Origin of the sequence: Flavobacterium gelidicaeli (assembly GCF_013294005.1) — a bacterium.
Taxonomy (GTDB): domain Bacteria; phylum Bacteroidota; class Bacteroidia; order Flavobacteriales; family Flavobacteriaceae; genus Flavobacterium.
This window is the reverse complement of record NZ_JABSNK010000001.1, coordinates 114443-129619: the sequence shown is the minus strand read 5'-3', so window position 1 is coordinate 129619 and position 15177 is coordinate 114443. Positions and strand designations below refer to the sequence as shown.

The 15177-nt window shown below is 31.7% G+C and carries 14 protein-coding genes; 11 read left to right on the top strand and 3 right to left on the bottom strand.

The genetic code is table 11. The features are described from left to right. Positions 1–76: 76 nt before the first annotated feature. The 5 genes from porK (at position 77) to HNP99_RS00545 (ending at position 5843) form a co-directional block, all read left to right on the top strand. The gene (gene porK, locus HNP99_RS00565) at positions 77–1471 is read left to right on the top strand and encodes a T9SS ring complex lipoprotein PorK/GldK (protein WP_173850224.1); all 1395 of its coding nucleotides are present in this window, start codon (positions 77–79) and stop codon (positions 1469–1471) included. 49 nt (positions 1472–1520) lie between these two features. Then, positions 1521–2168: a type IX secretion system motor protein PorL/GldL gene (gene porL / locus HNP99_RS00560; RefSeq protein ID WP_173850223.1), complete on the top strand. Its 648-nt coding sequence runs from the start codon at positions 1521–1523 to the stop codon at positions 2166–2168. 49 nt (positions 2169–2217) lie between these two features. Next, positions 2218–3768: a type IX secretion system motor protein PorM/GldM gene (porM, locus tag HNP99_RS00555; RefSeq protein WP_173850222.1), complete on the top strand. Its 1551-nt coding sequence runs from the start codon at positions 2218–2220 to the stop codon at positions 3766–3768. Positions 3769–3813: 45 nt separating this feature from the next. Then, positions 3814–4704 (top strand): type IX secretion system ring subunit PorN/GldN, encoded by an 891-nt coding sequence (gene porN, locus HNP99_RS00550; protein ID WP_173851004.1) that lies wholly within the window; start codon positions 3814–3816, stop codon positions 4702–4704. Between the two features lie 86 nt (positions 4705–4790). After that, a complete protein-coding gene (locus tag HNP99_RS00545; RefSeq protein ID WP_173850221.1) occupies positions 4791–5843 on the top strand; it encodes an NAD(P)/FAD-dependent oxidoreductase in 1053 nt (350 codons plus the stop codon). 5 nt (positions 5844–5848) lie between these two features. On the opposite strand, the gene HNP99_RS00540 is transcribed toward HNP99_RS00545, so the two are convergent. After that, positions 5849–6232, bottom strand: coding sequence for a DUF983 domain-containing protein (locus HNP99_RS00540; protein ID WP_173850220.1), 384 nt, complete (start codon positions 6230–6232; stop codon positions 5849–5851). Positions 6233–6297: 65 nt separating this feature from the next. On the opposite strand from HNP99_RS00540, the gene HNP99_RS00535 reads away from it, so the two are divergent. Continuing rightward, a complete protein-coding gene (locus HNP99_RS00535) occupies positions 6298–8205 on the top strand; it encodes an ABC transporter ATP-binding protein (RefSeq protein ID WP_173850219.1) in 1908 nt (635 codons plus the stop codon). 164 nt (positions 8206–8369) lie between these two features. Here HNP99_RS00535 and HNP99_RS00530 read toward each other — a convergent pair whose 3' ends face one another. Next, entirely contained in the window at positions 8370–9338 is a 969-nt protein-coding gene (locus HNP99_RS00530; RefSeq protein ID WP_173850218.1) for an App1 family protein, read from the bottom strand. 63 nt (positions 9339–9401) lie between these two features. On the opposite strand from HNP99_RS00530, the gene HNP99_RS00525 reads away from it, so the two are divergent. Continuing rightward, positions 9402–10283 (top strand): diacylglycerol/lipid kinase family protein, encoded by an 882-nt coding sequence (locus tag HNP99_RS00525; RefSeq protein ID WP_173850217.1) that lies wholly within the window; start codon positions 9402–9404, stop codon positions 10281–10283. Here HNP99_RS00525 and HNP99_RS00520 read toward each other — a convergent pair. Beyond that, a complete protein-coding gene (locus tag HNP99_RS00520) occupies positions 10280–11437 on the bottom strand; it encodes a GNAT family N-acetyltransferase (RefSeq protein ID WP_173850216.1) in 1158 nt (385 codons plus the stop codon). The genes HNP99_RS00525 and HNP99_RS00520 overlap by 4 nt on opposite strands. 97 nt (positions 11438–11534) lie before the next feature. Here HNP99_RS00520 and HNP99_RS00515 point away from each other — a divergent pair, with 97 nt between their 5' ends. From HNP99_RS00515 to HNP99_RS00500, 4 genes are all read left to right on the top strand, one after another. Further along, positions 11535–11813, top strand: a complete 279-nt coding sequence (locus HNP99_RS00515; protein WP_173850215.1) for a 4a-hydroxytetrahydrobiopterin dehydratase — start codon at positions 11535–11537, stop codon at positions 11811–11813. A 383-nt stretch (positions 11814–12196) separates the two neighbouring features. Then, positions 12197–13051, top strand: coding sequence for a leucine-rich repeat domain-containing protein (locus HNP99_RS00510; RefSeq protein ID WP_173850214.1), 855 nt, complete (start codon positions 12197–12199; stop codon positions 13049–13051). A gap of 667 nt (positions 13052–13718) precedes the next feature. After that, positions 13719–14420: an outer membrane beta-barrel protein gene (locus HNP99_RS00505; RefSeq protein ID WP_173850213.1), complete on the top strand. Its 702-nt coding sequence runs from the start codon at positions 13719–13721 to the stop codon at positions 14418–14420. Between the two features lie 14 nt (positions 14421–14434). After that, positions 14435–15166: an outer membrane beta-barrel protein gene (locus HNP99_RS00500; RefSeq protein WP_173850212.1), complete on the top strand. Its 732-nt coding sequence runs from the start codon at positions 14435–14437 to the stop codon at positions 15164–15166. Positions 15167–15177 lie beyond the last annotated feature (11 nt).

The window sequence follows — 15177 nt, the reverse complement described above, 5'->3', positions numbered from 1 at the left end:
TGTTATTTACTTTTGAATTAAGTTAATAAATAATGATGACCACTCAAATTATAATGAATTTATAACCCCAATTTATATGAAGAATCTCGTTGCGATTGTAGCAATTTTGACACTATTAAACAGCTGTGGTAAATCAGGAGACAGAGGTGAGTTAGTCGGAGCTAACGGTGGAAAATGGCATCCTGAAAAGCCTTATGGTATGACATTGGTCCCTGGTGGGTCTTATATCATGGGAAAATCTGATCAAGATATTGCTAATGTTCAAGATGCTCCTACAAAAACGGTAACCGTTAGGGCATTCTATATGGATGAAACTGAAATTACAAATAGTGAGTACCGTCAATTTGTTGATTGGGTAAAAGACTCAACAATGAGAGTAAGATTGGCTATTTTAGCTGATGAAACAGGAGTTAAAGGTGGTGATGGAAAAGGAAAGAAAGTTGGAAGCATTGGAGATTTTGCTTTTAACGATTCTGATCCTGAAAAAATGACCGCTTATGACAAGTATATGTATGACAACTATTATAGTATCGGTACTTCTGATGATCCTTATGCGAGTAGAAAGCTAAATAGAAAGGTTAAACTTATTAAAGATACAAAACTGTATCCTGATGAGTATTATGCTGAAGTTATGGATTCAATGTATTTACCAGCAGAGTCTTCTTACAATGGTTTGAGAACTATGGATGTTGATAAACTTAAGTTTCGTTATTCTTGGATGGATATTCAAGCTGCAGCTAAAGCTAAAGTTGGTAAAAGAAAAGACTTTGTGAAAACGGAGGAGGTTAAGGTTTATCCTGATACAACTGTTTGGATTAAAGATTTTGCATATTCTTATAATGAGCCAATGCATAATGACTATTTCTGGCATAAAGCTTATGGTGATTATCCAGTAGTAGGTGTGAAATGGACGCAAGCAAAAGCTTTTTGTGCTTGGAGAACATTAAATAAAAATGCTTATATCAAGTCTAAAAAGAAAGGACATGATTTAGTGAATTCGTTTAGATTACCTACAGAAGCTGAGTGGGAGTATTCTGCTAGAGGTGGTTTAGAGTCTGCTACATATCCTTGGGGAGGTCCCTATGCTAAAAGTGATAGAGGATGTTTCTTAGCGAATTTCAAACCTAATAGAGGAGATTATGCTGCGGATGATGCTTTATATACTGTAGAAGCAAAATCATATGATCCTAATGGTTATAACCTTTATAATATGGCTGGTAATGTTTCTGAGTGGACGGATTCATCTTATGATCCTAATGCTTATGAGTATGTTTCAACCATGAATCCTAATGTTCTTGATGCTTCAAACAAACGTAAAGTTGTTCGTGGGGGTTCTTGGAAAGACGTGGCTTACTTTTTACAAGTAAGTACTAGAGATTTTGAATATGCTGACTCTGCAAGAAGTTTCATCGGATTTAGAACAGTTCAAGATTACATGGGTGAGCAGATAACTGCAAAGAAAAAAAGATAATACATTACCAAATCTATTCATATTTATAAAAAACTTTAAAATTAAAATTATGGCATTATTAAGCAAAAAAGCAATGAATTTCGCATACGGAATGGGTGCAGCAGTTGTAATCATTGGAGCGTTGTTCAAAATTACACACATTGAGTTTGGTATTATTACAGGAAACTTAATGTTAACTATCGGATTAGTTGTTGAGGCGTTAATTTTCGCATTATCTGCTTTTGAGCCTGTTGATGATGAATATGATTGGTCATTAGTTTATCCAGAACTTAATAATGGTGAAGCTAAAAAGAAAACTGTAAAAGTTGAAGCAGCTCCAGCTGAAGCTCAAGGATTATTGTCTCAAAAGTTAGACGCAATGCTTAAAGATGCTAAAATTGACGGAGAATTAATGTCAAGTTTAGGAAACAGTATTAAGAACTTTGAATCTGCTGCAAAAGGAATTGCTCCTACTGTTGATTCAATAGCTTCTACTAAAAAATATAGCGAAGAGTTAACTTTGGCAGCTGCTCAAATGGAGTCTCTAAATAGTTTGTATAAAGTACAATTACAAAGCGCTTCAAGAAACGCTCAAATTAACGAAGAAGTTGCTGAGAACAATTTGAAATTGAAAGATCAAATGCAGTCACTTACAAAAAACTTATCTTCGTTAAATGGAGTATATGGAGGTATGTTATCTGCAATGGGATCTAAATAATTAGTTTTTAAACTATAATTAATAATTAATAAACTAATTTTTAGAAAATATGGCAGGAGGAAAACAAACCCCTAGACAGAAGATGATAAACCTAATGTACTTGGTTTTTATCGCAATGTTAGCATTAAATATGTCCAAAGAAGTATTGTCAGCATTTGGATTAATGAATGAAAAATTTGAAGCTTCAAACACTTCAGCAATGCAGACAAATGCTCAAATGTTGAGTGGTTTAGATGCTAAAGCTTCAGAAGCTGGTGGAGAATTTACCACTGCGGCTGCTACAGCTCACAAGGTTGAAATTATTACTAAAAACTTTTATGCTTACATAGGAGCTATAAAATCTGAAGTACTTGTTGGAATTACGGTAAATCCTGAAACAGGGAAATTGCCTTACGAAGCAATGGATAAAGGAGATAAATTAGATCAGGCTTGGTTTAGTCCATCAGGTTATTCAGCAAAAGGTAAAGAAGTTTTAAGTACTATTGAAAAGTACAAGTCAGATATGAAAGCGGCTTTAGGTGACAATAAAAAATTATCACCAATTATTGCTGAGGTAAATGCTAAATTTGATTTGAGTGATGTTAAAAATAAAGACGGAATTTTAATTCCTTATTTAGATTATCATTATAAAGGTTTTCCAGCAGTTGCTTCATTAGCAAAATTGTCTGCTTGGCAAAATGATGTTGAAAAAGCAGAGGTTGATGTTTACAATACATTATTAGGAAAAGCGGCTGTTGCTGCTGCTTCTTATAGTAATTATGAGGCAATTGTAGTTTTAGATAAAAATGCTTATTTTCAAGGAGAGCCAGTTACTGGTAAAGTTGTTTTAGGTAGATATGATGCTAATACAAAACCAACTTCGTTTACACTTAATGGTAAGCCAGGAAATATAGTTGCAGGTCAAGCAGTTGTTGCAATGACAGCAGGTAACGTTGGTGAGCAAACTCTTAATGGGCAATTTAACTTTCTTGAAGATGGTAAAAACATCCCATTAAAATTTCAAGGGAAATATGTTGTAGTTCCAAGACCTAATTCAGCTACTATTTCTGCTGATAAAATGAATGTTGTTTACAGAGGAGTTCAAAATCCAATGACAATTTCATTTGCAGGTATTTCTGATAATCAAGTTAATGCATCTGCTCCAGGTTTATCTAAAGTAGGTAATGGGAAATATGTAATGACACCTGGTTCAGGTACAGAAGTTGTTATCAATGTTTCAGGTAAAATGAATGATGGAAAAGTTGCTTCTGATAAAAAAGTTTTCAGAATCAAAGGTATTCCTGGTCCAACTGGAACTATTAGAGGAGAAACAGGTATCGTAAAAGGACCTAAATCTAACCTTGAAATTTCAACTATTGGTGCTAAACTTGAAGATTTCGACTTTCAAGTTGGTTTAGATGTTGTTGGATTTAATTTAAAAGTTTCAGGTCAAGCTACAGTAGTAGTTTCTGGAAATAGATTAAATGCACAATGTAAAGCTGTTTTAGCTAGAGCTGGAAGAGGAGATCAAGTTACCATTTCTGAAATTAAAACTAAATTAGTGGGTGCAGGTAGTTATTTATTGCCAAGAACTGCTCCAGTTATTTTCGAAATACAATAATACAAAGTGCTTTTAAAGCATTTAATATCTTATAATGATACCATGATGAATTCAAGAAATTTTTTAATAGTTGTTTTTTCTGTTGTTGGAAGTTTTGTTTCCTCTGCTCAATCAAATTTGCTTAATGCAAAAACACCTGATCAGATTGGTTTAAAAACTGCAGCTGAACTTATTTCAGATAACGACAAGCCTTTGGCTTATGGTTATGTTCATGATAGAGATATCTTGATGGGTAAAACTGTGTGGGAAATTATTGATTTAAATGAAAAAATCAATTTCCCTTTATATTTTCCAATTGATACTGCTAATATTGGCTCTGATAGACGTTCTTTATACGATGTTCTTACTAAAGCGATAAGAAGTGGTGCTATTACAGAAGTTTATTCAGACAGCTATTTTAACACTAAGAAATCATACAATGATATCCAAGCTACGTTAAGTCGTATTGATACAACTGATATAGGTCGAGAGCAAATTAATGCTGGTTTAAGTGTTTCTCCTGAGTATATTACAAGAGATGACTTAACTGCTCAAGATGTTAGCGAGTATAAAATTAAAGGGTACTGGTATTTTGACAAACGTCAAAGTGAATTAAAATATCGTTTGTTAGGGATTTGTCCTGTGACTCCTGATGTTTACTCTATGCATAGTGAGGTGAAAGATTATATCGAATTATTTTGGATTTTCTTCCCTGACGCTAGAGAAGTTTTGCATTCCGCAAAAGCTTTTAACGATGCCAATTCATCTATGCCAATATCATTTGATCAAATACTAAACTCAAGACGTTTTAATAGTGTAATTTACAAAGAAGAAAACGTTTATGGTGATAGAGCTATTGATGAATACATGAAGGATAATTCACAAAATCAATTACTTGAAGCTTTAAGAGTTAAAGAAAAGATTCGTGATTTTGAATCAGATATGTGGAATTATTAATTCCTATTTTAATTACAACAAAAGACTCTTATCTTAAATGGTAAGAGTCTTTTTGTATTATACTAATTCTCTTTTAATATTTATTTATGATTGATTTTTTAATAGTTGGTTCTGGTCTCGCAGGTATTTCATTTGCCGAAGTTGCTTTGAATAATAATAAGTCAATTCTTGTTTTCGATAATGATTCTCAAAATTCTTCAAAAATTGCTGGTGGTCTTTATAACCCAGTGATCTTGAAAAGATTTAGTGAAGTGTGGAAAGCAGAGGAACAGCTTAAATTAATGAAGGATTTCTATGCCATTGTTGAAGAAAAGTTAAAAACAAAATTTGATTTTTCGACTCCAATACTGAGGAAATTTTTTTCTATTGAAGAGCAAAATAATTGGTTTTCGGCTTCGGATAAAACGGGTTTAGCTCCTTTTTTATCAACTGCTATAATCACAAAAAAATATGACGGAATAACATCTCCCTTTAATTACGGTGAAGTTTTGCATACGGGATATGTTGATACTGCTTTGTTGTTGACAAAGTATAGAATATATTTAAAAGATAAAGAATTACTTATCCAGGATTCATTTGATTACAGTCTTTTAGAAATAAAAACAGACAGTGTGATTTATAAAGGTATTGAAGCAAAAAATATTGTTTTTGCTGAAGGTTTTGGAATGCATGAAAATCCTTTTTTTAAATACCTGCCTTTAGATGGTACAAAAGGGGAACTTTTTATAATAAAAGCTACAGATCTCAATCTTGACGTTATTGTTAATACCAGTGTCTTTATTTTGCCTTTGGGTGATAATTTATTCAAAGTAGGAGCAACCTATAATTGGAAAGATAAAACAGACTTGCCAACTTTAGAAGGGAGGCAAGAGCTTTTAGAAAGAATCAACGAAATCATTGACTGTGAATTTGAGGTTATTGCCCATTTTGCAGGTGTTCGTCCTACAGTTTATGATAGGCGGCCCTTAATAGGAACTCATGTTGATCATAAATCACTACATCTTCTTAATGGTTTAGGTACACGCGGGGTAATGCTTGGACCTTCTATGGCAAAAGCCTTGTTTGATGCCATAGTTAATGGTATTGCTTTAGATCCAACAATTGATATTAAAAGGGTGAAACCCAAGAATTTTAATTAATGCGTTTACTTGTTTTTAAAATTAGGGTCATAGGAAACAAACATATTTATATAGATGTTTCTAGCAAATCTTAATACAAAAGGAAATGATAAGACGAGGGCTACAATAATACTTATAAATGCGGTTTTTAGGGTAGTACCTAAAATGACAAATGAAATTATAAAAGCAGCAACTCCTACGGCAACATTTAGGCCGTAACTTACGTACATTGCACCGTAAAAAAACGACGGTTCAATTTGATAAGTTAAACCACAATGGCTACAATGTTCGTTCATTTTTAAAACATTAGCTAAATGAAGTGGGTTTTTGTCCTGATACATGCTTTCATTTTGACATTTTGGACAAGTTCCTGTTAAAATACTATTTAATTTGGATCCTTTTTTTAACATTTGCATAAATTTTTAACAAAGGTACAATTTTAGGATTGTTGCCTAAGTAACTTTAGTCACAAAATATGCTTAATATACACAATTTATCCGTTTCATTCGGAGGTACTTATTTATTTGAAGAAGTAACGTTTCGTTTAGGAGCTGGAGATCGAGTTGGTCTTGTAGGGAAGAATGGTGCAGGTAAATCGACCATGCTTAAAATGTTAGCGGGTGATTTCAAACCAGACTCAGGAGTGATCTCGCAAGAGAAAGATGTTAGAATGGGTTTTCTACGTCAGGATATTGATTTTGAACAAGGAAGAACGGTATTAGAAGAAGCTTACGAAGCATTTGTCGATATAAAAATTGTAGAAAAAAAATTAGAAGAAATTAATCATCAATTAGTCACGCGCACTGATTATGAAAGTGAGGAATATTCTCAAATTATTGAAGATTTATCAGACTATACACACCGTTTTGATCTATTAGGTGGGTATAATTATGTAGGAGATACTGAAAAAATCCTACTTGGTTTAGGATTTAAAAGAGAAGTATTCAATAACCAAACGGAGACTTTTTCTGGTGGTTGGAGAATGCGTATCGAGTTAGCTAAATTATTATTACAAGCTAATGATGTCTTGCTATTAGATGAACCTACTAATCACTTGGATATTGAAAGTATCATTTGGTTAGAAAGTTTTTTACGTAACTATATAGGTGTCGTTGTAATCGTTTCGCACGATAAAATGTTCCTTGATAATGTTACGAACCGAACTATTGAAATTTCATTGGGAAAAGCATACGATTTTAATAAACCTTATTCTCAATATTTAGAATTGCGTCATGAAATTCGCGAAAAGCAATTGGCGACACAAAAAAATCAAACTAAAAAAATTGAAGAAACTGAAAAGTTAATTGAAAAATTCCGTGCCAAAGCTTCTAAAGCTTCTATGGCGCAGTCTTTAATAAAAAAACTCGATAAAGTAGAACGTATTGAGGTGGATGAAGATGATAATTCGGTTATGAATATTTCCTTTCCAGTTTCTAAAGAACCAGGTAGAGTTGTAGTTGAGGCAGAACATGTGACTAAAAGCTACGGAGACAAAACGATTCTTAAAGACATTAATTTATTAGTCGAAAGAGGAAGTAAAATTGCTTTTGTAGGTCAAAATGGTCAAGGGAAATCTACTTTCATCAAAGCAATTGTGGATGAGTTTGAATATGAAGGAAATATCAAGTTAGGACACAATGTACAGTTGGGGTATTTTGCTCAAAACCAAGCAGAATATCTTGATGGAGAAATCACTTTATTACAAACTATGGAAGACGCTGCTGCTGATACTAATCGTAGCAAAGTACGTGACATGCTTGGGTCATTCCTTTTTAGAGGAGATGATGTAGAGAAAAAGGTAAAAGTACTTTCTGGTGGGGAGCGAAATCGTTTGGCACTTTGTAAATTGTTATTGCAACCAATCAATGTTTTGTTGATGGATGAACCTACGAATCACTTGGATATAAAATCTAAGAACGTTTTAAAAGCGGCATTGCAAAAATTTGGAGGAACTTTACTTTTAGTTTCCCACGATAGGGATTTCTTGCAGGGAATGTCTAATTTAGTTTACGAATTTAAAGACCAAAAAATCAAAGAATATTTAGGTGATATTAATTATTTCTTAGAGCAACGCAATCTTGAAAACATGCGTGAGGTGGAAAAAAAAGACGCTCAAAAAGCAACTGCTCCCAAAGAAAGTAATAAGTCTTCTTACGAAGATCAAAAGAAAAACAAAGCTTTAAATAATAAATTAAGCAAAATTGAAAGCCAAATAAAACAGCTGGAGAGAGAAATTCAGCATGATGATAAAATGCTTGCTTCGAACTACGATAAAAATATTGAAGACGCCGCGTTTTTTAAAGCATACAACAAGAAAAAAGCCGATCTAGACCAATTGTTATTAGATTGGGAAATCGTTCAAGAAGATATTGATAATGCGTAGCTAATCCAGCTATTCATTACAATCTTTGCATAAAAAATCTTTTTTTGCATAACTAGTACAGGAGCTTCCTACGGTCGCTCTGTACAAGTTGCAAAAAAGGATTTTTTTTATGCAAAGGATTTTCATTGCTATCTGGGCTATTTTTGTAATAGTAAGCCCTTTGTTTATTTAATTAACCCTATTTCTTTAGAGTGAGCAATTGCTTCGGCACTTGATTTAAAATAACAGATAGAGACATTTAGAGACGCTATATTTGTTAGCGTATCAAGTACTTTTTTCTTTTTTTTCTTACCGGTTTGTCTGATGTAAATGGCTTTTACGGTCAAAGGAAATATTTTACTAATTGATTCATATAAGTAAGGATCATGTTGCGAGTCATCACCCATTAATACATATTGTAAATCAGGGTAAAATTCTAAAATGTGTTTTATTTTTTCGAACTTATGATTGTGTTCACCTCTTCCAGACCATAAAAAATTAGTCAAACTAGTTTTAATGTCTTTTAAAAGTAAAACAGCCTTAGGTAAATTATGAATCTCAGTAAACTTGACTAGAAAACGGTATAAATTCCATTCGCTACTCGAGACATAAAAAAACGCATTTTTTTCCTTGTTATTTGTGCGCCCTGCTTCACTCAATGCTTGATAATGTGCCGTTACATCTTCAAATATTTTGCGCGAATTTACATTTCGAAATAAAAGATGGTACAGTTTCTTTAAAGGGTTCAAAGTATAGGAAACTAAAAAGGTATCATCAATGTCAGATATAATGCCCAAGTCGCCTTTATAAGGTTTTATATAGCTTGCCCTGCTGGTAATGCGCTGTTTTTGATAAATAATACTTACTTCATAATCCATCCAGCCATAATCTGACGAAGATTTTATAGGGATGCAAAATTTAAAATACCCATCATGAAGTGTTTTTGTATGTATTTCAGTATCGTTATATTTTAAGTAAACGTCAGCATTACCGTCGGTTTTAATGCGATACATATTAATAACAGAGCCAGCATTCTTAAAATTGGTAGATAAAAAATCGTAATCTTTCATCGTTGTAGGCTTAAATACATGGCCCATTACAATTAATTCTTGCTCATTTGCATAACCACGATATAATTTTAAAATAGGTTTCATTTTATTTAATACTTTTGAAGAGTGCGAAAATTAATTATTAAAAATCAATTAAAGAAGTAAATTGTGAAAAAGAATGTCCTATTGGTTGTTAATCCTATTTCGGGGGACCTTGACAAAGCAGCGATAATTGAAGCAGTAGCTCTTTTTACAGAAAGTCAAGGGAATAATTTTGTTCTTTACGAAACGACAGATAATAATGATATTTTTAATATAAAGCAGTTGTATGCTAAACATGTTCCTGAACGTGTTGTTATAGCTGGAGGTGATGGAACGATCAAGTTAGTCGCCGAGGCTCTTGAGGAAGAAGAGGTGTTATTTGGTATTCTACCCGCAGGATCCGCAAATGGATTAGCTACTGACTTAGGGCTGCCTAATAATATTGATGATTGTTTGCATATTGCTTTTCAAGATAACTGTATCGCTATAGATATGGTGGTTATAAATGGCAAAAAAAGCTTACACCTGAGTGATATAGGATTAAATGCTGAGCTAATAAAAAACTATCAAAACAGTACAGTAAGAGGGAAGCTAGGATATGCTTTGCAAGCGGTAAGTACTTTGATTGAAAGAGAAGATCCATTTACAGCAACTATTGAGTATAGTGGTAAGGTAATGGAATGTGAAGCAGGAATGATTGTCATTGCTAATTCTCAAAAATACGGTACTGGAGTTGTGATTAATCCTAACGGACGTATGGATGATGGCAAGTTTGAATTAATAATTTTAAAAAATTTAGATTTTGTTGTTTTAGGGAAAATAATCACGGGTAACATGCCTATCGAACTCGAGAATGTAGAAATAATAGCTACTGATAATGCAAGAATTACTACTGATCGTCCAGTAAGCTTTCAAATTGATGGGGAATATTGTGGTACACAATCCATGCTTGATATAAAAGTATCACCATTTAAAATGAAAGTAGCAATTCCGTTAAAGGAACTTTAGTTTGCTTCTTTGAAAGGATTTCTTTGTTGCCATTGCATTTCAGGTTCAAAATAACGGAACGCTTTAGATACAAACAAATTAATGATAGGGTTGCTGTGTTTCATTAAACCCAACATGTTTGCAGGTGTTGCACCTACAGAACTTTTTATCTCTAGTGCAGTTCTTGCAAATACAATGCGTTTGTATCCTTTATTAATCGAATAAGTAATCATATCATAAAGCATATTTAAATAAAGCATCTTTTCACGCTGGTATTGCTCATCATATCCTAAAAAATAAGTATCGATATCAACACCATTTTTTATCAAGGTATTAAAACCAATAAGGGTATCATCAATAAAGTAGCCATAGAAAAGAAAATTGTCTTTTAAACAAGATTTAAAAACTTCAAAATGATTTTCGGGTAAATAAAAAGTATTGAAAGGAGCATTTTTAGCCACATTCATATACAATTCAAAAATCCGAGTCTTGTATTTCTCTATTTCATCAAGGGATAGTTTTCGTTTATGAATGTCAGCTGATTTTTTTCGAGCGCGTTTGTATTGATCTCTGTATTTTTTACTTAAAGCAGCAATATAGTCATCAAAGTGATGCCAGGAATCTCTAATATCGAAAAGCATATTAGGCTGTGTTGAAAATTTGAAATACGAACTGAATTCTTGCATCTCAAAATACGGAAGTGCACTTTCTGAGAAGTCTTTAAATATGGTTAATTGCGTTTTTAGACCTTTTTCTAAAAAGAGTTGGCGTAAAGAATGAGAAGCTTTCTCTAAAAGCGATAAAGCGATCTCGTGGGTAATGCTTTCGCGAAAGCAAAAACCATTTTGTCCAGTAAGCATGTTGTTACCTATAACCAATACTTTAGAACTAACATTTTTAAAAACAAAATTTCGGATGGCTGTTTTTATACAGTGGTCTCTCTCTCCAAAAGAGCTAACTTCACTTAAGTTAATAAATTGGGATAAGGCTACGCCTACTAATTCATTAGATTTATAAAGACCTATAAAATGACAATACATATTATTAGGTGCCGAAGTTTCTAAAACGCGTAAATAAGCAGTAGTCAAAAAAATATTTTTACAAGCAATAGTGTCCCATTCTATAGGGAGTTGCTTTGTAGAGGCGTAAATTTGGAAAGAAAAATTAGGATTCAATAGAGTGGTAAATTTCGAGAGGTCTAAAATACTATATTAAGTTAAAACATACTGCCTATATCTAAAAAATAACTAATTTTATTAAAAAACTATCGATATGGAAACTTATGACGAACTTACTTCGCAACCTTTCTTGTTAAATTTAAAAGGATGGTCTTACAATAATAAAGGAATCGAAAAGAAATTTGAGTTTAAAAACTTTACGGAAGCAATTGCTTTTATTGTGCAGTTAGGTTTTATTGCTGAAAAGCAAAATCACCACCCAGAGTTGTTTAATGTTTATAACAAAGTAAATATTAGGTTGTCAACTCACGATGCAGGAGGTGTTACTTATAAAGATTTTGATTTAGCGAAAGCTACAAATGAGCTGTTGTAAAAATCGCTACATTAAAGCGTAGGGGGTTTTTAAGATATTATAAATAGAAATTAGTTTTACACATCATTGAAAATATATAATTGCAATATAGTTTTAGTACAGGATTAATTGTGCTGTTATTAGGAATCTTTTTATTGAAATTGGGCTTTTGTTTACTTAAGAAAATACATTATATAGATCACGTTTTATTTAATGCAAGTAAAATAAAATTTTAATTTAGACGTTATAAATAGCTAGCATATATTTTTAACAGAATTTTAGTCTTTTTTGTAGGTTTTTTATATATTTAAAAAATAAAAGATGTAGTTTGTCGATTTTATTTGTCGATAAGCTAAATTCAATGTAATTTTATTTTATAATAACAAAGGATAAACAACTTGATTATGAAAAACATCTTTACTCTATTTCTTTCGGTTCTCGCTTCTTGCTCCATGATGGCAGGTGTTTCACCTTCTGATAAAGCAATTTTATTAAATTTATATAAGTCTACTAATGGACAAAATTGGATTAATAAATGGAATATTGGTGCACCAGTTGCAACTTGGTATGGTGTTAAATTAGATGGTGATAAAATCATTGCTTTAGACTTACAAGATAATAATCTAGTTGGAGAGTTTCCATCAGATATTGCAAGGTTATTGGATTTACAAGAATTGAATTTTCACAAAAATGCTATTTGCGGAAAAATTCCGTCATCTATAAAAGATTTGAAAAATTTAAAAGTATTGGATCTTTCTTTCAATAAATTATCAGGTAGTATTCCTGCTGAAATATGTGAAATAGAAGGTTTGAAAAACTTAGAGTTGTATATGAATGGGTTTACAGGTGAATTGCCATTAGAAATTGGGAAATTAAAAAATCTAGAAGCGTTAGTTATTTTTAATAATCAAATTGAAGGTAAGATTCCAACATCATTATATACAATTGAAACTTTAAAAACATTATTATTAAATAGTAATAAATTTACAGGAAGACTAAGTATTGAAGTTGCAAATTTGACAAATTTAGAAAACTTAAGTCTTTTTGAAAATAATTTAGAAGGACAAGTTCCTTTTGATTTAGAAAAGTTAAATAACCTTAAGGAGATGAATATTTCTTACAATCAATTCAGTGGGTTGACTTCAAGAAGATTGGCTCTTTTAGATACATTAAATATGACTATGGTTAATGATAGAGGTGTAGCGGTATTGTTAGATGTTGCTATGGATTATGAAAGACCATTAGTTTCTGAAGATTAAATTGAATGCTAATTTATTTTTTTGGTTTTAAATAAGTAGTTGTTTATGTTTAGTTAGTTTATTAAACCTGTGTTTCATTTGCACGGGTTTTTTTTATGCCAAAAAATTAGTGACATAAATTATTTATAGTTTAGTTACTTAAAATAATCATTGCTAAAAGCAATAAGTAATTAATTTAAAAAAAATGTTAATGCTTAATACAATTTTGTAAGAAAGTAAACGTTTAACTCAATGTTGTTTTTTTTAAAATTACCAAAAAGCGAATTAAAAAAAAACCTAATATTCATAAAGTTTATTTAGAAGTCAAAAGAATATAAATTACAGTAGTATTAAAGTAATAAAAGAATACTTTTTCTTATTTTAATTGCGATGGTTTTAGGTTGTTTATTTTATAAATATTAATTTTTTTTGTGCAATACAATTAGGCTATCAGTTGTTTTATAAGTCAAATAATGCACTTGTGTATACTAGTGTTTTAATTGATTTTAATGGAGATATCTGTTATTTTAGTTTGTAAATGCATATTTAAAATTCATTATTAATAATGAGTTAATTTGCTTTTTTTGTTGAGTTAAAATCAGCTTTAAGCTATGATAAATGGTTTTTTTGTAAAGGCAACTGTTTATAAGTAAGAAAATATTGTCTATATTCGCGCAAAAATACCCATATGAAAGTAATCCTATACTTATCAATTATTCCCTTTTTTTTTAACACTTTAAGCTATAGTCAAAATGAGACTAATATAACCTATGGGCTTAAGTTTGGTGGCTTGAGTTCTAAAATCAGTAACCTACCAGAGAGTATTAAGGGGAGAGATAATACAGCTGATAATAGTGCTATAGAAACCAAAGGAGTCTATGGTTTAGAAGGGGGCTTTTTCTTGAATTTAAAGCTTCGTGATACCCGCGTAGCAATACAACCAGAGATTTTATTTAGACAATCTGGTGAGAAAGCAACTTACCGTGATGCTGTAGGAAAAGAATATGAGTTAGGACTCCATTATTCCTATTTACAAATAGGAGCTTTGTACAAAGTGTATCCTTATGAAGGATTAAATCTTGGTTTTGGGGCTTTTTATGGTATTAGTTTATCACCTAATAATATTACGTATACTTCTAATGAATCAGGTGGTTTGTATGATGTTGCTACCAGACAATTCTATCAAGATGGTTTAGATGGTGCAGATGATTTCTCGGCTTGTTTTGCTGTGGGTTATGAGTTGCATCAAAGCATTCACTTTGATTTACGCTATTATTTAGGAGTGAAAGATGTAGTAAAAAGTAATGCATCCTCTTTTCAATTTATCGAAAATCAAAATAAGAGTAGTGTCCTTAGTTTTTCTGTAGGCTATAGTTTTCACCAATGGTAACTTTAATAAAAAATATGAAAAAAATTATATTGCTTCTTTTAATAGTAAGCACAAATTCGGTTTTTGCACAAGGAGATAGAGAAATTACATACGGTCTTTTTGCAGGCGGAATTTACTCTACAATGTCCAACCTTCCAGATGTTATTGTACCCAACGGAATTTATCAAGATTATACACTTGCTGAAGAAGGAAAGTTTGGTGCTACAGCGGGTTTTTTAATTAATTGGAAATATCCTTATGCTAAAGTGAGTATTCAAACGGAACTTTCTTATTCAAATCAAGGAACCGACTTAAACTATGAGGATGTAAAAGGATTAAAATACAAAATCAATTTTGGTTACAGTTATCTTAATGTAGGCGCACAATTCAAGTACTATCCTATTGAAGGATTCTACATTGGTGTTGGGCCTTATGTTGGCTTTAATTTAAGTAGTGATAATATAAAATATACCTCAAATAGTCAAGAATTATTTGCTGATTCAGGAGCTTATTTTGAGTCGGATGCTAATGTTCAAAAAGTATTAAAAGAATCCCTAACGGGCAAGAATTATTTTTACGGAACATTCTCTGCGGGATATGAATTTAGCTCTAATTTATCTATAGGTGCGCGTTATAATTTAGGACTTACTGATGTGTTAGCTACCGAAGAAAACGGACATCGCTATAGCGAAAACAAAAATAAAATTAATAGTATTTCATTAATAATTGGGTATTCCTTTGATTTTGATGATTTAGGTAATTTTTAATACATAATATT

Bases quoted from the DNA above. Each gene is read 5' to 3' on its own strand.
- porK (WP_173850224.1), top strand. From the start codon at position 77: ATGAAGAATCTCGTTGCGATTGTAGCAATTTTGACACTATTAAACAGC.
- porL (WP_173850223.1), top strand. From the start codon at position 1,521: ATGGCATTATTAAGCAAAAAAGCAATGAATTTCGCATACGGAATGGGT.
- porM (WP_173850222.1), top strand. From the start codon at position 2,218: ATGGCAGGAGGAAAACAAACCCCTAGACAGAAGATGATAAACCTAATG.
- porN (WP_173851004.1), top strand. From the start codon at position 3,814: ATGAATTCAAGAAATTTTTTAATAGTTGTTTTTTCTGTTGTTGGAAGT.
- HNP99_RS00545 (WP_173850221.1), top strand. From the start codon at position 4,791: ATGATTGATTTTTTAATAGTTGGTTCTGGTCTCGCAGGTATTTCATTT.
- HNP99_RS00540 (WP_173850220.1), bottom strand. From the start codon at position 6,232: ATGTTAAAAAAAGGATCCAAATTAAATAGTATTTTAACAGGAACTTGT.
- HNP99_RS00535 (WP_173850219.1), top strand. From the start codon at position 6,298: ATGCTTAATATACACAATTTATCCGTTTCATTCGGAGGTACTTATTTA.
- HNP99_RS00530 (WP_173850218.1), bottom strand. From the start codon at position 9,338: ATGAAACCTATTTTAAAATTATATCGTGGTTATGCAAATGAGCAAGAA.
- HNP99_RS00515 (WP_173850215.1), top strand. From the start codon at position 11,535: ATGGAAACTTATGACGAACTTACTTCGCAACCTTTCTTGTTAAATTTA.
- HNP99_RS00510 (WP_173850214.1), top strand. From the start codon at position 12,197: ATGAAAAACATCTTTACTCTATTTCTTTCGGTTCTCGCTTCTTGCTCC.
- HNP99_RS00505 (WP_173850213.1), top strand. From the start codon at position 13,719: ATGAAAGTAATCCTATACTTATCAATTATTCCCTTTTTTTTTAACACT.
- HNP99_RS00500 (WP_173850212.1), top strand. From the start codon at position 14,435: ATGAAAAAAATTATATTGCTTCTTTTAATAGTAAGCACAAATTCGGTT.